The organism is Pseudoruegeria sp. HB172150 (genome assembly GCF_013184805.1).
Taxonomy (GTDB): Bacteria; Pseudomonadota; Alphaproteobacteria; order Rhodobacterales; family Rhodobacteraceae; genus Psychromarinibacter.
In genome coordinates this window covers 109,218-126,427 of sequence record NZ_JAATNG010000007.1, presented here as the reverse complement: position 1 = coordinate 126,427, position 17,210 = coordinate 109,218, and the positions used below count along the sequence as shown (strand labels likewise).

Below are 17,210 nucleotides of genomic sequence, written 5' to 3'. Positions count from 1 at the left end.
CCGGTTCAGAACCCGCGGGCTTCCAGTTCCTGAGGGATCGCGAACAGCCGCGCGGGCACGCCGCCGCCGGTCTTCATATCGTTCAGCGTCACGGTGGTCCGGGTGCCGTCGCCGCTGGTCACGATCCACTGCCGCAGCTCGACCGGCGGTCCGGTGAATTTCAGGCGGATGTTGCCGTATTCCGGGTTTTCGGGATCCTGGGCCAGGACAGATGTCGCCGTACCGTCGAAATCGTAGCCGACCACCATGTTGCGGCGGTTCAGATCGACGTTCCTTTCAAGGATCAGGTTCAGCGGCGTGCGCTTGATCGGGTACTGCTCCGGCGGCAGGTTCGACTTGCCGTCGAACACCGCCACCTGCCCGCCGCCGGCCATCACCAGCGTCTTTTCCGGCGGATCGTATTCAAAGCGGATCCGGCCGGGACGGTTGATATAGATGTTGCCGGTCGCAATCGTGCCGTCTTCGTTGATCTGGGTAAACCGGCCCTGCGCCGTCGTCAGATCGTTGAGATAGCGGGAAATCGCGTTCAGCGACAGTTTTTCCGCGGCGGCGGCTGGCTGCAGCGTGGCGGCAAGCAACAGCGGCATAAGGAGGAGGCGCAAGTATTTCATGATCCGCATGTAGCGCCGGATCGCGCGGATTGCACCTCTCCCCGCATCACTTTGCAGAGAATTGCCGAAGCCCCTACTGCTGCTCCGGCACCAGGATCTCGCGCTTGCCGACGTGGTTCGCGGCAGAGACCAGACCTTCGTCCTCCATCTGCTCCACCAGCCGCGCGGCCTTGTTATAGCCGATGGCCAGCTTGCGCTGGATGTACGAGGTCGAGCATTTGCGGTCCTTGATCACCACCTGCACGGCCTGATCATAAAGCGCATCCTCGCCATCGGTATTGCCGCCAAGGCCCAGCACCAGGTCGATATCGCTTTCCTGATCGTCGGCCGGTCCTTCCACGACGCCGCCGACATAATCCGGCGGCCCGAAGGTCTTGAGGTAGTTCACGATCTCCTCGACTTCCTCGTCGCTGACAAAGGGGCCGTGGACACGGGTGATCTTGGCGCCGCCCGCCATGTACAGCATGTCGCCCATGCCCAGTAGCTGTTCGGCGCCCTGCTCGCCCAGGATCGTCCGCGAGTCGACCTTCGAAGTCACCTGGAAAGAGATCCGGGTCGGGAAGTTCGCCTTGATCGTACCGGTGATGACGTCGACCGAAGGCCGCTGCGTCGCCATGATCAGGTGGATGCCAGAGGCCCGCGCCATCTGTGCCAGACGCTGGATGCAGGCTTCGATCTCCTTGCCGGCGACCATCATCAGGTCGGCCATCTCGTCGACGATGACCACTATATAGGGCAGCTTCTCGGGCAGGAATTCCTCTGTCTCGAAGACCGGATCGCCGGTCTCGTCGTCGAATCCGGTCTGCACCGTGCGGCTGAACATCTCGTTGCGCGACTTCGCGTCCTCGACACGGCCGTTATAGCCCTCGATGTTCCGCACGCCCATTTTGGACATCTTGCGGTAGCGTTCTTCCATCTCGCCGACGACCCATTTCAGCGCCACGACGGCCTTTTTCGGGTCGGTGACGACGGGCGACAGCAGGTGCGGGATGCCGTCGTAGACGGACAGCTCCAGCATCTTCGGGTCGATCATGATCAGCCGGCATTCTTCCGGCGTCAGCCGGTACAGCAGCGACAGGATCATCGTGTTGATCGCCACCGACTTACCGGAACCGGTGGTCCCCGCGATCAGCAGGTGAGGCATCTTGGCGAGGTTCGCGACGACCGCGCCGCCGCCGATATCCTTACCCAGCGCCAGAGGCAGCCGCATGTTGCTGTCGCCGAAATCGCGCGCCGACAGGATCTCGCGCAGCACGACCTTCTCGCGGTTCGCATTCGGCAGTTCGATCCCGATCACCGAGCGGCCCGGCACCGTGGAAACCCGTGCCGACAGCGCCGACATCGACCGCGCGATGTCATCGGCCAGGCCGATCACCCGCGATGCCTTGAGGCCCGGCGCCGGTTCCAGCTCGTACATGGTGACGACCGGGCCGGGGCGGACCGACACGATCTCGCCCTTCACGCCGTAATCGTCCAGTACGGTTTCCAGCATCCGCGCGTTCTGCTCCAGCGCCTCGTCGGCCAGCACATGACGCTCGATGTTGGACGGGCTGGTCAGCAGCGACAGCGGCGGGTGTTCGTAGGCGACGCCCCGATCCTCGAACTGAAGCTGCGGCTGCGCCTCTGCCTGCGCCTGCCGCGACGGCTGCACCGGTTTCTTCGGCGCGTGTTGAACCACCGCGCGCTGGGCGGGCTCTTCCTGCGTATACGGATCCGCACGATGGAAGATTTCCGCCGCTTCGGCCTCGGCGGCGTAATCCTCGTCGTCGTCGATATCATAGACCTCGATATCCTGCGGCATCGCATAGGGCATCTCGTGGCCCGCTTCCGGCTCCGGTGCCGCGTCACGCGCCTTTCCGTAGACCGGGTTCGGATTGTTCAGCATCATCGGCTTCGGCCCGCGCGGGCGTTCTACCGGCGGCTCCGGACGGTTCAGCTGCATCACAGGCGTCTGCCGCACACGGTTGCGGATCACGTCGGCGATCTTCGCCTTGATGCGGTCGTCGGTCTCAGCAAAGTCGGGCTCGTCCATCGCGTCCGGCTGTTCGATCAGCTCCGGTTCCGGCACGCGCTTCATCAGGCCGGGCAGGCGCAGGCGCAGGCCGGATTTGCCCTCGGGCACAGGCGCGGGCGCCGGATCGATCTCGAACTCGGGTTCCTGCACGCGGCCATGGACCGGCCGCCGCGCGACCAGCGGCTCGCTACGCGACATCCGCGGCGCGATCTCCATTTCCGCGGCCATGGCGGCTTCTTCATCGGCGGCCTGCTCGGCGGCAAGGCGGCGGCGTTCCGCCCGCTCCATCCGGGCCGCGTTCACCGCCGACGCGCCGCGCACCACGCCGCGCGCACCTACGCCAAGCAACGTCATCAGGTTCGCATAGGCCACGACAAGGCTGACCACCATGAACCGCCCGATCGCCCGCAGTTCCGCCGTGGTGAAGCCCAGCACGAACAGCGCCATTCCCAGCGCGGCCAGCGCCATCGCGACCGCCAGCACCTTCAGACCAAAGGTGGCAGAGACAGGCACAACGCCCAGAATCGCGCCCAGAACCGTGTCGCCGAACAGGCCACCCAGCCCGAAGGAATGCGTCCACTCGCTGGTCGGCACATGGGTCGAGGCATAGACCGACGCCAGCGCGATCGCGATTGGCGCAAAGATCACCCGCGGCAGCGCGCGGTCAGACCCGCGATGGGTCACGAAACGCACGCCCCAAGCCAGGAAGACCAGCGCAAAGCCCCATGCGCCAAAGCCCACGATGATGAACAGCGGCGAGGCGATGGAGGCGCCGAAGCGCCCCAGCAGGTTCTGCGCGGGCTCGTCGGTTGCGGCCATCCACGACGGATCGTCGGGCACGTAGGACCCCAGGATCATCGCCGTCAGAACACCCAGAACGATCAGCGCGACGCCCAGCAGCTCCTTGCTGCGCTTTTCCAGCGCCGCCTGCGTCTTGCTGTCGAACAGCCGCTCGCGTTGTCTGACCTGATATGATGCCATGCGTAGCTCGTCCTCACCCGAATAGGCAGTCGCGCAGCTGGATCAGCGCGCGCTGCATTTCTTCAATTGGGGCCACCATCGCGACCCTGATAAATCCTGCGCCCGGGTTGCCTGTCCCGGTGTCGCGGCCAAGAAAGGCGCCGGGCAGAACCCGCACGCCGGTCTCGGTCCAAAGCTTCAGCGTTGCCGTCTCGCTGTCCTCGACCGGCAGCCAAAGGAAGAACCCGGCCTCCGGCGGCATGTAGCCCGGCACGCCGGCAAAGATCTCGTCGGCCAGCTTGTACTTGTCCTGATAGAGCGCGCGATTGACCTCGACATGCTCCTCGTCGGCCCACAGCCGTTCCGCCGCGCGCTGCAGCGGCAGCGCCAGAGGCGCGCCGGCATAGGCGCGCAGGCGCTTGATCCGCGCCAGGCTTTCCGGCCCGCCGGCGACGAAGCCGGACCGCAAACCGGGCAGCGACGACCGCTTGGACAGCGAATGAAAGATCACCACGCGTTCCGGCGAGGCGCCCATCTCGTAGGCGACCTGCATCGCACCCACCGGCGGCGTGTCGCGGTAGAGCTCGGAATAGCATTCGTCGGCGAAGATCCGGAAATCGTAGTGTTCGGCCAGTTCGATCAGCCGCGCCCAGTATTCCCGCGACGCCACGACGCCCTGCGGGTTCGCGGGCGAACAGCAATAGACCACCTCGGTCCGAGCCAGAATGTCCTCTCCGACCGAGGCATAATCGGGCAGGAACCCGGTTTCGGCGGTGGCGGGCACGTAGACCGGGTCGGCGCCCACGGCCAGCGCGGCAACGGCATAGACCTGGTAAAACGGGTTCGGCACCAGCACGGCCGGCGTTTTGCCGTTCGACACCTCGGGGCAAAGCGCCATGCACGCGTTGAACAGCCCCTCGCGGGTGCCGTTCAGCGCCATGATCTGACGGTCCAGTGCCACCGGCACGCCGTAGCGGCGGCCGATCCAACCGGCGATGGCGTTCAGAAGCTCGGGAGAGCCGTCATTCGGCGGGTAGATCCCGAATTCATGGGCATGTTCGGCAACGACGCGGCCGACCCAGTCGGGAAAGGCGTGTTTCGGTTCCCCCAGAGACATGAATACGGGCTCGCCGCCGGGCGCATGGCCGTCCAGCAGCGTCCGCAGGCGCGGAAACGCGTATTCAGGCAGGTTCGAAAACCGCTCGGGGAACGTCATCGTTCTATGTTGCCTCAAGGTCCGGGGTCATTGACGCCCCGTTATTGACGGCAAGGTTACCGGCCAATGCCGCCGAGGTCTAGAAAATCCCCGCGTTTTTCGGACCTTGAGGCCGCGAATTGTGGCATTTAGGTCAGCGCGACTTCCGCAGCGGCACCCAGGCGCAGCAACCGTTCCTCGGTTCCTGCCGGTGTCATGAACAGGATCCCGGTCGAGGGGATGCCTGTGGGCAGTGTAAGCCCCGGCAATCCCATGAGATTGCCGATCCGCGTGTTGCGCAGGGTCATCAGGTTCTCGGTCACGTAATAATCGTGATCCGCCAGCAGCCGCTCCGTATTCGGCGGCATGTTGGGGGCCGTCGGGATGATCACCGCATCATATTGCGCCACCGCGTCCGCCCATTCGGCGCGGAAAGCCTCCAGCTTCTGCCAGGCCTGCACGAAATCGGTCCCCTTGAACGCCGCGCCGCCGCGGAATCTGGCAAGTATTTCGGGGTACATCTTGTCCGGGTCGGCCTCGATCACGTCCTTCCAGGTGCCGTATGCTTCGGTCGCGTAAAGCACCGGCGACAGCTGCAGCGCCTCGGCGATCAGCGGGATTTCGCGCCACTCGACGGTGGCACCGGCGCTTTCCAGCCGCTCGACCGCGTGCCCGAACCCCGCCGCCGGCTGGTCGCGCAGATCCTCCATCGCGCCGGTTTCCAGCACCATCAGCCGCGTGCCCTCCAGCGTCCCTCCGCGCAGATCGGCGGGTTTTCCGCCTTCCAGAACCGCCAGCAATTCCGCCGCATCCTCCACCGACCGGCAGAGCGGACCGACCGTGTCGAACCGGGCACAAAGCGGCACGACGCCTTCCAGTGAAAGCCGCCCGGACGTGGTTTTCAGCCCGACAAGATCGTTCCAAACCGAAGGCACCCGCACCGATCCCCCGGTGTCCGAGCCGATCCCCGCCGCCGCCAGCCCGAACGCCACCGACGCCGCCGCGCCGGAAGAGGATCCGCCCGGCACCGCATTCTCGTCGTTGACACAGGGCGGCGTCGCCGTGATCGGGTTCAGCCCCAGCCCGGAAAACGCCAGCTCCGACATGTGCGTCTTGCCCAGGCACACCAGCCCAGCCGCCGTCGCATTCCGCAACACCCGCGCATCCGTCTCCGGCACCCGGCCCTCCAGCAGGGCAGATCCCGCCTCTGTTCCCACCCCCGCCGTGTCGAACAGGTCCTTCCACGACACCGGCACGCCATCCAGCAGCGACCGCCGCTGCCCAAGCGCCGCCCGCTTGGCCGCCGCGTCCGCCTCCGCCAGCGCGCGTTCTTCGGTCAGCCGCGCATAGATCCGGTCCCGGTGCGGGTGCGACGCGATCTCCGACAGGTACCGCTCGGTCAGCGCCACCGGGTCGATCTCCCCGGCGCCGATCCCGCGTCCGAGATCTGCCGCCGTCATCCAGAGCCATTTGTCGGACATGCGCGCCTCCTGTTCCGTCCGCGACGCTAGCGGCAGAGCGGCGCATGGACAATCCCGGCAGGCGGGGCATATTGCGCCCCATGGACACGGTGATCATCGGCGGCGGCCTCAACGGATCGGCCCTTGCCCTCGCGTTGGCGGGCGCGGGGCTGGACGTGACGCTTGTGGAACGCCTCGCCCCCGACATCCGCACCGATCCCGAATTCGACGGGCGCGGCTATGCGCTGGCCCATGCCTCCGCCCGCCTGCTGCGCGCCATCGGTATCTGGAACGCGGTCGCCGACAACGCCCAGCCGATCCTGCAGATCAAGGTCAGCGACGGCCGCGCGGGCGAAGGTCCCTCGCCCCTGTCGCTGCTCTTCGACGGCGCCGAGGTCGAGGAATCACCGCTGGGCTACATGCTCGAAGACCGCTACCTGCGCCGCGCTCTGCAGGAGGCGCTCGACGCCGCGCCGAACGTCACTCAGATCACCGGCACCGACGTCACTGGACACGAGGTGACCGAGGCGAATGCCACCGTCACCCTGTCCGACGGCCGAACCCTGACCGCAAAGATGATCGTCGGCGCCGACGGCATGGCCTCCCCGACAGCGCAGCGCGCCGGCATCGGCCGCATGGGCTGGTCCTACAGCCAGACCTCGTTCTCCTGCGCCATCGCCCATGACCGCCCGCATCACGGCATCGCGCACCAGTTCTTCATGCCGCCCGGCCCGCTGGGCATCCTGCCGCTCAAAGGCAACCGCAGTTCCATCGTCTGGACCGAGGACGAGGCCGCCGCGGCCCGCATCTCCACCCTCGACGACGACGCCTATATCGCCATGCTCCGCCCCCGGATCGGCGACTACCTCGGCGACTTCCGGCTGGAGGGCAAACGCTTCGCCTATCCCGTGCCGTTGTCCATAGCGCACCGCTTCGCCGCGCCACGCGTGGCTCTGGTCGGCGATGCGGCGCACCGGGTGCATCCGCTGGCGGGGCAGGGGCTGAACGCCGGGCTGAAGGACGTGGGCGCGTTGGCCGAGGTGCTGGTCACCGCCGCCCGCCGTGGCGAGGATATCGGCCGCCTCGACGTGCTGGACCGCTACGAACGCTGGCGCCGCTTCGACGTCGCCGCGCTGGCGCTGGCCACCGACGGGGTCAACCGGCTGTTTTCCAACGACAACACCCTGCTGCGGATGGGCCGCGATCTTGGACTGGGAGTGATCAACGCGCTGCCCGGCCTGCGCCGCACCCTGATGCGCGAAGCGGCGGGCGTGACCGGCGACGTCCCGCGCCTGCTGCAGGGCCGCCCCATCTGACGGAGCGCCTGCGGCGCAATCCTTTACTTGAAGATGCGAGGGGCTCTGCCCCTCGCGCTCCCCGGGATATTTTCGGCCAGAAGAAGGGCCCGGATCGGCACCGCTATTCCAGCGGCCGCGCCTCGTCGATCAGCATCACGGGGATGCCGCCGCGGATCGGAAAGGCGAGATGCGCCGCCTTGGAGATCAGTTCCTGGTTCTCGGCGTCGTAGCTCAGCACGGCATGCGTCTGCGGACAGACCAGCGCCTCCAGCATCTTGCGATCAAAACCGGGACTGCGGGGCGTGTCGTTCATTGCATGATCTCCTCGCTGTTGCCGCCGCGAAGCGCGAACTCGATCAGCGTCACCAGCGTCTCACGCCGCGTCGTCAGCGATGGCGCCTCCAGCAGCGCCTGCTTGTCCTCCGGCTCGAACGGGCACAGCATCGACAGCGAGTTGATCAGCAGCTCGTCGTCGGCATCGCCCAGCGCGTCCCAGTCGGTCTTCAGGCTCTGTTCGTCGAAATACCGGTTCAGCAGCCGCAGGAACGGCTTGCGGTCGAACTCCCGGTCGTGCTCGGTTGTACCCAGGTCGCGGTCGAACCCGTCCCAGCTGACCTCGCAGCGGCGGTAAGGAGTAAAGCCCTCGACCTCCTTGAGCAGCCGATAGCGCGAGATCCCGGTCAGCGTGATCAGGTAGCGCCCGTCCTCGGTTTCGGAAAACGCGGTCAGCCGCCCGGCACAGCCGATCCGGTGCAGCTTGCTCTCGCTGGTGCCGGGCGTCTCGTAGGGCTGCACCATCCCGATCAGCCGGTGCGACGTCTTCAGCGTGTCGTCCAGCATCGCCAGGTAGCGCGGTTCGAAGATATGCAGCGGAAGCTTCGCCCGGGGCAGCAAAAGCGCCCCGGGAAGCGGAAACACCGGGATCATGTCGGGCAGATCGGCTGCGGAAAACATGCCCGCTAACCTAGCCCGCCGCCCCGCTCAGGCAAATATCATCGAGGACAGTTTCCGGCGCCCGTTCAGCGCGATCGGGTCCTGCGGTTTCAGCGCCTCGAAGATGGTGAAAAGCTGCGCCTTGGCGGCGCCGTCGTTCCATTCGCGGTCGCGGCGGAACAGGTCCAGCAGCTCTTCGACGGCGCCCTGCACGTCGCCCTTGGCATGCAGCGCCTGGGCAAGGTCGAACCGCGCCTGCAGGTTCGAAGGGTCGGCCTCGACCGCGGCGCGCAGGTCGTCCACCGGGCCGGCGCCCGCCGCCTGTTTCGCAAGCTCGATCTGGGCGTGGGCCGCTTCCAGTTCCGGCGCATCAGAGATCGCCGCCGGCGCCCCGTTCAGGATCGCCTCGGCCTGTTCCAGGTCGCCCATCGCCACATGCGCACGCACCATCCCGCCATAGGCGGCGGCGTTCTCCGGCTCCTCGCCGAGGATCGCGGCAAAGGTCTGCGCGGCATCCACCGCGGCGCCGTCGGTCAGCATCTGCTCGGCGGCTTCCAGCGCTTCGCCAAGCCCGCCGTCACCCGCCATCCCCGCAACGCGGTCGACGAATTCCTTGATCTGCGATTGCGGGATCGCGCCCTGAAACATGTCCACCGGGCGTCCGTCGAAAAACGCGACGACCGTCGGGATCGATTGCAGCGGCAGCCCCTGCTGCGCCAGCGCCGCGGCGAGCCGCTGGTTCTCGTCGACGTTGAGTTTGGCCATCCGGACCTTGCCGCGCGCCGCGGTCACCGCGGCCTCCAGCTGCGGGCCCAGCGTCTTGCACGGGCCGCACCACGGCGCCCAGAAATCGACGATGACCGGAACCTCTTTCGACGCCTCCATGACATCGGCGACGAAGCTTTCTTCGGTCACGTCCTTGATCAGATCGGCCGGCGCGGCAGCGTCGGCAGTTTGGCCCAGTTCCAGCATCTCGGGATCCCGTCCGTCTAACATCCGTGTCGCTGCGTTAGATGGAGCATAGGCTCCACCGTTGCAAGGGCTCTGGCCCTAGAGGTCGAAGCTGGCGAAGACCGGCGCGTGGTCCGACGGCTTGTCCCAGCCGCGCGCGGCGCGCAGGACGCGGCTGGAATGGCCGGCATTGGCGATGTCGGGTGTGGCCCACACGTGATCCAGGCGCCGGCCCTTGTCGGCGGCGTCCCAGTCCTTTGCGCGATAGGACCACCAGCTGTAAAGCAGCCCCTCGGGGATGTCCTTGCGCGTGATGTCGACCCAGCCGCCCGCGTCCTGCGTCTCGCCAAGATGTTCCACCTCGATCGGCGTGTGGCTGACGATCTTCAGAAGCTGCTTGTGCGACCATACGTCATCCTCGCGCGGCGCGATGTTCAGGTCGCCGACGAGGATCGCCTTTTCGGGCTTCTCCGCGTGGAACCAGTCGCGCATCTCGGTCAGGTAATCCAGCTTCTGCCCGAATTTCACGTTCACCTCGCGGTCGGGCACGTCGCCGCCCGCCGGGACATAGAAGTTTTGAATGGTCACCCCGTTCTCCAGCGTCACCGCCAGGTGCCGCGCATGACCGAGCCCCGCGAAATCCTTGTCGCCGATATCGGTGATCGGCAGTTTCGACAGGATCGCGACGCCGTTGTACCCCTTCTGTCCGCGCGCGACCATGTGCTGGTAGCCCAGCGACCGGAACCCTTCGACCGGGATCTTCTCGACCGGCGACTTGCATTCCTGCAGGCACAGGATGTCCGGCGCCTCCTCTGCCAGAAGTTTCAGCACCAGCGGCTCGCGCAGGCGGACAGAGTTGATATTCCATGTGGCGAGCGTGAAAGGCATGGTAGTCTCCTGACGGGGGTGTCCGGCAGGTTTAGGCGCTCTGCCGTGCGGCCTCAACCACGCCGTTGTGGAAAAGCCGCAAACGGCGCAGCTCCGGCCAGCCTGCCTTTGACAGGGAGTCATCATGCGGCCTAGCCTGTGGATAACCCTTCGGGGATCAAGAACACATCGGGTGGGGCGATGACAGGCAAGACGCTCGCAGAACGCGAGTGCCATCAGAATCGGTGGCAGTTTCGCAAGGTGTTCCGTTACCAGTACACGATTACCGAGCGCGGCGTTTCCGGTCCGCGTGGCTGGACCTCTCTGGTCCTCGGCGGCTGGCGGCTGAGCCATTGCCCGGACCTTCCGGTGACGAAGCTGATCCTGTCCGGCGGCAAGACCGTGGGCCTGCTGCTGGGTTACGCGATCTCTCCCGAAGGCAGGATGCTGGGCGCGCGCTACAGGCTGCCCGCCTCGCCGAATGACGCTGACTGCCTGACGCAGGTAGAGACGCAGATCGCCGAACTCGCCGGGCGCTATGTCGTGCTGCTGGCGCAGGGCAAGGGCGCGCGGATCTATCCGGACCCGACCGCCTCGCTCGGTCCCGTCTACAACCCGCAGGAACGGCGCGCCGCCGCCTCCACCCTGCTCGCGCTGACCGATGACCTGACCGACAACCCCGAGGTGCCGGCCGACGAGGTGGCCGCCGGACGCACCCGCTACCTCTTTGGCCACACCGCCGACGCCCGCGTGCGCCGCGCAGCGCCGAACCATTACCTCGATCTTGCCGACTTCACCGAGCACCGCCACTGGCCGGGACCGGACACGTCCTTCGATCCCGGGGAACGTAACCACAAACACCTGGCGCGGGAAATCGGGGCAAAGCTGCAATCCAACATGCTGGCCCTGACCGGCCGCCATGCCTGCGCCATGGGCGTCACCGGCGGCACCGACAGCCGCCTCCTGCTCGCCACGATGCGCAACGATCTGGGCCGGATCCGCGACTATTTCGTCTACCAGACCAACTGGTCCAACACCTTCGATCTGACCGCTGCCGAGGAAATCGCCGAAGTCACCGGTATTCCCCTGCAGACCATCAGCCGCGACGACGCCGCCTTCCGCACCGCGTTCTCCGGCGATCGTTTCGATACCGTCCTCGCCCAACGCCGCCTGCGTGGCGGCTGCGAGCCCAGCAGCGCCGATGCCGAGAGCATCCGCGCCATGCAGCAAATCTCCGATAACCGCCTGATCCTGCGCGGCAACGTGGCCGAGATGACCCGCGCCATCCGCTGGAGCCGCGCCGTCATGTCGAACCCCCACGACACCGCCCATGCACTGGCGGCGCTGTTCGTGCTCCCTGACAGCTCCGGGCCGCACTATGCCTTCTGGCAGGACCGGTTCGAGACTTGGAAGGCCGCGCTTCCCGACGCAACGATCCCGCGCATCTATGACATCCTGCACGCGGAACTCTGGGTCCCGCATGCCAACAGCGCCCAGTACATCCGCGAGCACCGGCATTTCCTGATCAACCCGTTCAACGACCGCCGGCTGATCCACCTGACCGCGATGGTCGAGCCGCCTGTCCGCAAGAACCGGCGGCTGGTCAAGCGGATCATCCGGGACTACGCGCCCGACCTCAGGTCGATCGATTACAAGGACGACCGCATCCGCGCGCAGCGAAAGCAGAAGGCGGAACGCGCAAAGGCCGCCTAGCCGCGCAGCCCGGTCGCTTCCAGAAGCCCGCGCCGCTTTGCCTCGTAATAGTATCCGCGGGCATACCAGCCCACGGCCCGGTCCATGTTCCCGTCAGAAACCATCCAGGCCCCGCGCAGGTACTTCACCGCGTATCTGAGGTTGGTCTCGGCATCGAGCAGCCCCTGCGGCTGGCCACGATAGCCCATCGTCCGCGCCGTCACCGGGTGGATCTGCATAAGCCCCATATAGGGGCCGTTCCGCGCCGTCGGGACATAGCCGCTTTCGCGCTGCACCACCTTGTGCACCAGCGGGCGCGGCACCTGGTAGTGATCGGCATATTCGTTGATCAGGTTCCGCAGCGCGATCGTCTCGTTCGGGTGCAGCGCGATTTCCTGCTGTTTCACGCGCTGTCCGCAGCCCGCGACGGCAAGGGCCAGTACCAGCAATACAACTATCCGCACGATCAAGCTCCCCGCGATCCGATCGATCCCGATCCTAACCACGCCGCCCGCCCCGGCGGAAGCGCGGAAATGCCGGATGCGCGGCCCGGCGCCGACCGCGCTTGACCGGACCGGTCCGCCTGCTGTCAAACTGTCCGGACGTCGTACAGGCAATCCCGGACCGGTCGTCATGCCGCGCCTCGCAGTCGTCCTCTCGATGCTGCTCGCCTCGCCCGCCACCGCGCAGGGATGGGAAACCTTTGACCATGACCTTGGCGCGGGCGCCGCGGTCTGTCCCTATGACGACGCCGACACCGGCGAATTCTTCTGCTTCGCCTTTGCCTGCCTGCCGGGGGCCGAGGGACAGCTGATGTTCCGCGTCGCCATCCAGGGCCCCGAGATCGCGCAGGAGGCGCCGCCGCTGTCCGTTCACGTGGACGGCAAGACGGTGGGCATGATGTTCATGCCGCTGCTGGAACACACGGAAATGTACGATTTCGGCAAGCCCTACGATCCGGCGCGCGACGCGTCTCTGCTCGCCGCCCTGCGCGCCGGCAGCCGTGCCATGCTGATCTTCGGGATCGGCCCGGATGCCAAGATCTACCCGGTCTCGCTGTCCGGATCGCAGGCCGCCATCGACAAGGTGCCCGAACTGTGCGGCGCCGCGCCGCTGGACCTGCCGGAACCCGACTAGGGCCCCGTACAAAAAAAGACCCGGGCACAAGGCCCGGGCTCAGTCCAACAGGGAGGTTTGCATGTCATAACCCGGACATGCGCGGGATCTTTGCACCTGATCTCATGAGGGGAACAATGCCACCCTAGCGAGAATCAAGGTAGTCTGGAATACCCTACGCTACAAGACGATAGCCGCCAGATTCGGTGACAAGAAGGCGGGCATTGGACGGATCCGGTTCAATTTTCTGGCGAAGTCTGTAGATATGTGTCTCCAGCGTGTGGGTGGTTACGCCGGCATTGTAGCCCCAGACCTCGTGCAGAAGCACGTCGCGCGCCACCACGCCTTCAGACGCACGGTACAGGAATTTCAGGATATTCGTCTCTTTTTCCGTCAGCCGGATCTTCCGCTCGTCTTCGGTCAGCAGCATCTTCATCGCCGGCTTGAATGTGTACGGCCCTAGCTGAAATACGGCATCCTCGGACTGTTCGTGCTGGCGCAATTGCGCGCGGATACGTGCAAGCAGCACCGGAAACTTGAACGGCTTGGTGACGTAGTCGTTGGCACCCGCGTCCAGGCCCAGGATCGTATCGCTGTCGCTGTCATGACCGGTCAGCATGATGATCGGGCATTTCACGCCGTGCTTGCGCATCACCCGGCACAGTTCGCGGCCATCCGTATCCGGCAGGCCGACATCCAGGATCACCAGGTCGTACAGACCTTCCTTGGCCTTGGTCATCGCCTCCTGGCCATTGCCGGCTTCGAAGACGTCGAACTCCTCGGTCATGACAAGCTGTTCGCTCAACGCCTCGCGCAGGTCTTCCTCGTCGTCGACCAGCAGGATCTTCTTCAGGTTGGACATGAAACTGCCTCCGTGTGTTTCACCGGGAGGTGAGCTTTCGGTCGCGAGGCTGCAAGATTTGCTGCAAGCTTTTCACGCGCTCGTGTCGACAGCGCAGCAAATGTTTCATATTTCAGACGGACTGTAACATCCGAAGGCCGCTCTATGCCGCTTGCCCCCTCCATCGTGGAACGAGTCGCCCGCGCCCGTGGCGACCTGCGCTTGGGGCTGCCGGTGGTTCTGACCGGTCCCGACGGCGCGGCTCTGGCGGCGGCGGCGGAAACGCTCGATGCCGGGCTGCTCTCTGAAATGCGGGGGCTGGGGCGGCCCGTGCTCGCCATCACGGCTCGGCGGGCCGAGACGCTGAAGGCCCGTGCCTATGACGGCGACCTCGCCCGCATCGCGGTGCCGCCGGATGCGGGCATCGACTGGGTCGCCGCCATGGCCGACCCGGCCGACGACCTGATCATGCCGATGAAGGGCCCGCATATCTCGGAACGCGGCGGGGCCGCCACGTTGCACCGTGCCGCCATTCGGCTGGTGAAATCCGCCCGCCTATTGCCCGCCGCGCTGCTGGTTGACCTTCCGGGCAGCGCCGGTTTCGCCTCGGACCACAGCCTGACGCGCCTTGACGTCACCGAGGCGGCGCCGGTCCTGGAAGGCCCGCACGAGATGGAAGAGATCATCTCCGCCCGAGTGCCGCTGCAGGTGTCGGAGGCCGGCCGCCTGCATGTATTCCGTCCCGATGATGGGGCCGAAGAGCATTATGCCGTAGAGATCGGCCACCCGCCGCGCGACGAGCCGGTCCTGTCGCGGTTGCATTCCGCCTGTTTCACCGGCGACCTGCTCGGTTCCCTCAAATGCGACTGCGGCCCGCAGCTGCGCGCCGCACTGGAACATATGGGGCGCGAGGGCGCCGGCGTGCTGCTCTACCTCAATCAGGAAGGCCGCGGCATCGGCCTGGCCAACAAGATGCGCGCCTATTCGCTGCAGGATCAGGGCTTCGATACGGTCGAGGCAAACCACCGCCTCGGCTTCGAGGATGACGAGCGCGATTTCCGCATCGGCGCCGAGATCCTGTCGCGGCTCGGGTTTTCCCGCGTCCGGCTGCTGACCAACAACCCGGCCAAGGTCGCGATGATGCAGTCGCATGGCATCGACGTGGTAGAGCGGGTGCCGCTGAAGGTCGGGCTGAATCCGCTGAACGAAAAGTACCTCGACACCAAGGCGAAAAAGTCGGGGCATATTCTGTAACCCGGCGCCGGGTCTCAGAAATCGACCTTTTCCTCACCTGCAATGTAGACCGGAAACCCATCCGGGCCTGCCAGCCGTCCGGGTTCGAATATGTCTTCTTCGTAAAGATAATAGCGCCAGCAGCTTTTGTCGTATCCGTTCAGCGTTTCGCTCCAGCATTGCACGCCGCCAGACCCCGAGTTCCACATCCCCAGGCGGTACTTCGTGCCGACCCTTGGGACAAAGAACATCCCGATGCCGCCCCAGGCGCGGGTGTGGTGCGCAAGAAATACCGCGTTGTCGTCCCGGATGTTCATCAGGCCCAGCAGGGCGATGCTCAGCGGGTAATGCATGCCGTCATTCATGCTGTCTTTCCGGTAGACCGTCGACACCGAGCGGAGCCGGGCACACCAGTCGAAATTGTCCGACCGGGAAGCGAGCTCGCAGATTGCGGCAGCGTTTCCGAAATCATAGGGCGCGCGCGCCTGCATGTCCGGAACCCTCGAGACCAGTTTCCGGCGCAGATCGAGCGCTTCGATAAAATCCCGCTCCGCCCGCATGCCGTCGGTGTTTTCACGTCCGGCTTCGAACCCCGGAACCGGGAACGACAGCGCATAGAGAGCGGTAAGCGCGTCGGCATCCTGGACCGAAACCGAACCGTTCCGCACAAGGTCCAGCACCGGAAACAGCTCGGGAAGAAGAAAACGGTCCTGCGCCCCGCCGTCGATATGCTGCGGGGCATGCACGGCCATTCCCAATCTGGCCATCTCGACGGTGCTCTGTCCGTTCGTCGAGGATGCGGCAAGCTGGAACAGGGTCGTAAACGAATCCTCCCGGAAATAGATCCGATTGTTGAGGTTCACGTGATCGGCCAGGGCATTGAGCAACGCGGCAAGCTGCTTGGGATCGGCATTCCTGAAAAAGCTGACCCCGGACAAAGAGCGCGGATTCCCAAGGACAAAGCCCTGCAGGATCGTCTCGGCGGACAGACCGGATTCAAGCGCTTCCAACAGCTCCTGCGCCAACCCCTGCCGCACAACGGATTCCAGCGGCACGTCGTCGATGTAGCAGTTCACACTGATCGTCCCGGCATTGTCCACGACCGCCGGACTGCACTCGCCGCTGGTCTGGACGTTCTGCGCAAAGACCGAAACGGGAAGCAGCAGAACGAACAGCAGAACGCTAATTGCCGATTTTGACATTGCCGGTGTTCCCAACAATCGCGGGGCTGTTGTCACCCTCGGTTCTGACATCGGCCGGGGAAGCGACCCGCGCCCCGAAATAGAATTCCGAGACTCCATAGGCAATTCCACCGAGGATTGACACGATCGCCGCAATGGCCGCAATTGCGTTCCAATGCACGCCTTTCTCGCTCATGTTCATAGCCCCACAACTACGATTACGCGGAATCATCCTAGCATTCCACGTGGCCCAGCGTCACCAACTGGCTGTCCAAGTCCTTGAAGTTCGGCTCGAAACCCTGCCTGGTGCTTAGTGCAACGGCACTTCGCTGCGGACAATGGTCGGTTCCCTGCGCGATTGGCCGCGGCGGCGTGACCACGGAAAAGCGCGAGGGCGACGGCGCCACGCCCGCCGGTGTGCACCGCATCACCGGCTGCCTCTATCGCGGCGACCGGATGCTCGCCCCGGCACCCTGGGCCCGCGCCATCGGTCCGCGCGACCTGTGGTCCGACGATCCCGGCGCGCCGGACTACAACCATCACGTCCGCGCGCCCTACGGCTTCAGCCACGAAAAGCTGCGCCGCGCCGACCCGATGTATGACATCGTGCTGCTGACAGACTGGAACTGGCCGGACGCCGTTCCGGGGAAAGGTTCGGCCATTTTCCTGCACCAGTGGAGGAAACCGCGGCATCCCACGGCGGGCTGCATCGCGTTCCGCCGCGACCACCTGCTGCGCATCGCAGCGCTGACGGAACCGGGCACGCGGCTCATCGTCCCCGCGGGGTTAAGATCGCGTTAGGGAAGTTCTGCAACGATAGCAAAAGGTTACGAACTGTCTCCATGGGGACGCCCCGAA

General features: G+C 65.6%; 17 protein-coding genes. 5 read left to right on the top strand and 12 right to left on the bottom strand.

The genetic code is table 11. The features are described from left to right. Positions 1 to 5: 5 nt before the first annotated feature. The 4 genes from HCO70_RS22470 to HCO70_RS22455 form a co-directional block, all read right to left on the bottom strand. Positions 6 to 611 (bottom strand): outer membrane lipoprotein carrier protein LolA, encoded by a 606-nt coding sequence (locus HCO70_RS22470; protein WP_172300143.1) that lies wholly within the window; start codon positions 609 to 611, stop codon positions 6 to 8. A gap of 73 nt (positions 612 to 684) precedes the next feature. Further along, positions 685 to 3,606 (bottom strand): DNA translocase FtsK, encoded by a 2,922-nt coding sequence (locus HCO70_RS22465; protein ID WP_172300142.1) that lies wholly within the window; start codon positions 3,604 to 3,606, stop codon positions 685 to 687. A 13-nt stretch (positions 3,607 to 3,619) separates the two neighbouring features. Then, positions 3,620 to 4,801, bottom strand: a complete 1,182-nt coding sequence (locus tag HCO70_RS22460) for an aminotransferase class I/II-fold pyridoxal phosphate-dependent enzyme (RefSeq protein ID WP_172300141.1) — start codon at positions 4,799 to 4,801, stop codon at positions 3,620 to 3,622. A gap of 128 nt (positions 4,802 to 4,929) precedes the next feature. After that, positions 4,930 to 6,261: an amidase gene (locus HCO70_RS22455; protein ID WP_172300140.1), complete on the bottom strand. Its 1,332-nt coding sequence runs from the start codon at positions 6,259 to 6,261 to the stop codon at positions 4,930 to 4,932. 44 nt (positions 6,262 to 6,305) lie between these two features. On the opposite strand from HCO70_RS22455, the gene HCO70_RS22450 reads away from it, so the two are divergent. After that, positions 6,306 to 7,556, top strand: coding sequence for an FAD-dependent monooxygenase (locus HCO70_RS22450; protein WP_172300139.1), 1,251 nt, complete (start codon positions 6,306 to 6,308; stop codon positions 7,554 to 7,556). A 103-nt stretch (positions 7,557 to 7,659) separates the two neighbouring features. Here HCO70_RS22450 and HCO70_RS22445 read toward each other — a convergent pair whose 3' ends face one another. The 4 genes from HCO70_RS22445 to HCO70_RS22430 all read right to left on the bottom strand — a co-directional run bounded on the left by HCO70_RS22445 (position 7,660) and on the right by HCO70_RS22430 (position 10,310). Beyond that, the gene (locus HCO70_RS22445) at positions 7,660 to 7,851 is read right to left on the bottom strand and encodes a Trm112 family protein (RefSeq protein ID WP_172300138.1); all 192 of its coding nucleotides are present in this window, start codon (positions 7,849 to 7,851) and stop codon (positions 7,660 to 7,662) included. After that, positions 7,848 to 8,492 carry an LON peptidase substrate-binding domain-containing protein gene (locus HCO70_RS22440; RefSeq protein ID WP_172300137.1) on the bottom strand — a complete coding sequence of 215 codons (645 nt, stop codon included), beginning with the start codon at positions 8,490 to 8,492 and terminating at the stop codon, positions 7,848 to 7,850. Before HCO70_RS22440 ends, HCO70_RS22445 begins: the two co-directional genes overlap by 4 nt. A gap of 27 nt (positions 8,493 to 8,519) precedes the next feature. Next, complete coding sequence (locus HCO70_RS22435; protein WP_172300310.1) at positions 8,520 to 9,443, bottom strand: co-chaperone YbbN; 924 nt, start codon at positions 9,441 to 9,443, stop codon at positions 8,520 to 8,522. Positions 9,444 to 9,521: 78 nt separating this feature from the next. Beyond that, positions 9,522 to 10,310: an exodeoxyribonuclease III gene (locus HCO70_RS22430; protein WP_172300136.1), complete on the bottom strand. Its 789-nt coding sequence runs from the start codon at positions 10,308 to 10,310 to the stop codon at positions 9,522 to 9,524. Between the two features lie 180 nt (positions 10,311 to 10,490). On the opposite strand from HCO70_RS22430, the gene HCO70_RS22425 reads away from it, so the two are divergent. Then, positions 10,491 to 12,002 carry a hypothetical protein gene (locus HCO70_RS22425; RefSeq protein WP_172300135.1) on the top strand — a complete coding sequence of 504 codons (1,512 nt, stop codon included), beginning with the start codon at positions 10,491 to 10,493 and terminating at the stop codon, positions 12,000 to 12,002. Here the strand turns inward: HCO70_RS22425 and HCO70_RS22420 are convergent. Further along, positions 11,999 to 12,445, bottom strand: coding sequence for a transglycosylase SLT domain-containing protein (locus HCO70_RS22420; protein ID WP_371742308.1), 447 nt, complete (start codon positions 12,443 to 12,445; stop codon positions 11,999 to 12,001). The two genes, HCO70_RS22425 and HCO70_RS22420, sit on opposite strands and share 4 nt — an antisense overlap. Before the next feature lie 169 nt (positions 12,446 to 12,614). Here HCO70_RS22420 and HCO70_RS22415 point away from each other — a divergent pair, with 169 nt between their 5' ends. Beyond that, a complete protein-coding gene (locus HCO70_RS22415; RefSeq protein ID WP_172300133.1) occupies positions 12,615 to 13,118 on the top strand; it encodes a hypothetical protein in 504 nt (167 codons plus the stop codon). 154 nt (positions 13,119 to 13,272) lie between these two features. On the opposite strand, the gene HCO70_RS22410 is transcribed toward HCO70_RS22415, so the two are convergent. Then, a complete protein-coding gene (locus tag HCO70_RS22410; RefSeq protein ID WP_172300132.1) occupies positions 13,273 to 13,959 on the bottom strand; it encodes a response regulator transcription factor in 687 nt (228 codons plus the stop codon). Positions 13,960 to 14,103: 144 nt separating this feature from the next. Here HCO70_RS22410 and ribA point away from each other — a divergent pair, with 144 nt between their 5' ends. After that, complete coding sequence (gene ribA, locus HCO70_RS22405) at positions 14,104 to 15,192, top strand: GTP cyclohydrolase II (RefSeq protein WP_172300131.1); 1,089 nt, start codon at positions 14,104 to 14,106, stop codon at positions 15,190 to 15,192. Between the two features lie 14 nt (positions 15,193 to 15,206). Here the strand turns inward: ribA and HCO70_RS22400 are convergent, their stop codons facing one another. Together HCO70_RS22400 and HCO70_RS22395 are read right to left on the bottom strand one after the other, a co-directional pair. Beyond that, a complete protein-coding gene (locus HCO70_RS22400; protein WP_172300130.1) occupies positions 15,207 to 16,373 on the bottom strand; it encodes a hypothetical protein in 1,167 nt (388 codons plus the stop codon). After that, positions 16,354 to 16,548: a hypothetical protein gene (locus HCO70_RS22395; protein WP_172300129.1), complete on the bottom strand. Its 195-nt coding sequence runs from the start codon at positions 16,546 to 16,548 to the stop codon at positions 16,354 to 16,356. Before HCO70_RS22395 ends, HCO70_RS22400 begins: the two co-directional genes overlap by 20 nt. A gap of 107 nt (positions 16,549 to 16,655) precedes the next feature. On the opposite strand from HCO70_RS22395, the gene HCO70_RS22390 reads away from it, so the two are divergent. Next, positions 16,656 to 17,153, top strand: a complete 498-nt coding sequence (locus HCO70_RS22390) for a L,D-transpeptidase (RefSeq protein ID WP_172300309.1) — start codon at positions 16,656 to 16,658, stop codon at positions 17,151 to 17,153. The last annotated feature ends 57 nt before the right edge of the window (positions 17,154 to 17,210 follow it).

Coding starts and splice junctions, on each gene's coding strand:
- HCO70_RS22400 (WP_172300130.1), bottom strand. CDS start 16,373: ATGTCAAAATCGGCAATTAGCGTTCTGCTGTTCGTTCTGCTGCTTCCC.
- HCO70_RS22440 (WP_172300137.1), bottom strand. CDS start 8,492: ATGTTTTCCGCAGCCGATCTGCCCGACATGATCCCGGTGTTTCCGCTT.
- HCO70_RS22435 (WP_172300310.1), bottom strand. CDS start 9,443: ATGCTGGAACTGGGCCAAACTGCCGACGCTGCCGCGCCGGCCGATCTG.
- HCO70_RS22415 (WP_172300133.1), top strand. CDS start 12,615: ATGCCGCGCCTCGCAGTCGTCCTCTCGATGCTGCTCGCCTCGCCCGCC.
- HCO70_RS22410 (WP_172300132.1), bottom strand. CDS start 13,959: ATGTCCAACCTGAAGAAGATCCTGCTGGTCGACGACGAGGAAGACCTG.
- HCO70_RS22460 (WP_172300141.1), bottom strand. CDS start 4,801: ATGACGTTCCCCGAGCGGTTTTCGAACCTGCCTGAATACGCGTTTCCG.
- HCO70_RS22465 (WP_172300142.1), bottom strand. CDS start 3,606: ATGGCATCATATCAGGTCAGACAACGCGAGCGGCTGTTCGACAGCAAG.
- HCO70_RS22455 (WP_172300140.1), bottom strand. CDS start 6,261: ATGTCCGACAAATGGCTCTGGATGACGGCGGCAGATCTCGGACGCGGG.
- HCO70_RS22395 (WP_172300129.1), bottom strand. CDS start 16,548: ATGAGCGAGAAAGGCGTGCATTGGAACGCAATTGCGGCCATTGCGGCG.
- HCO70_RS22425 (WP_172300135.1), top strand. CDS start 10,491: ATGACAGGCAAGACGCTCGCAGAACGCGAGTGCCATCAGAATCGGTGG.
- HCO70_RS22450 (WP_172300139.1), top strand. CDS start 6,306: ATGGACAATCCCGGCAGGCGGGGCATATTGCGCCCCATGGACACGGTG.
- HCO70_RS22470 (WP_172300143.1), bottom strand. CDS start 611: ATGAAATACTTGCGCCTCCTCCTTATGCCGCTGTTGCTTGCCGCCACG.
- HCO70_RS22445 (WP_172300138.1), bottom strand. CDS start 7,851: ATGAACGACACGCCCCGCAGTCCCGGTTTTGATCGCAAGATGCTGGAG.
- HCO70_RS22430 (WP_172300136.1), bottom strand. CDS start 10,310: ATGCCTTTCACGCTCGCCACATGGAATATCAACTCTGTCCGCCTGCGC.
- ribA (WP_172300131.1), top strand. CDS start 14,104: ATGCCGCTTGCCCCCTCCATCGTGGAACGAGTCGCCCGCGCCCGTGGC.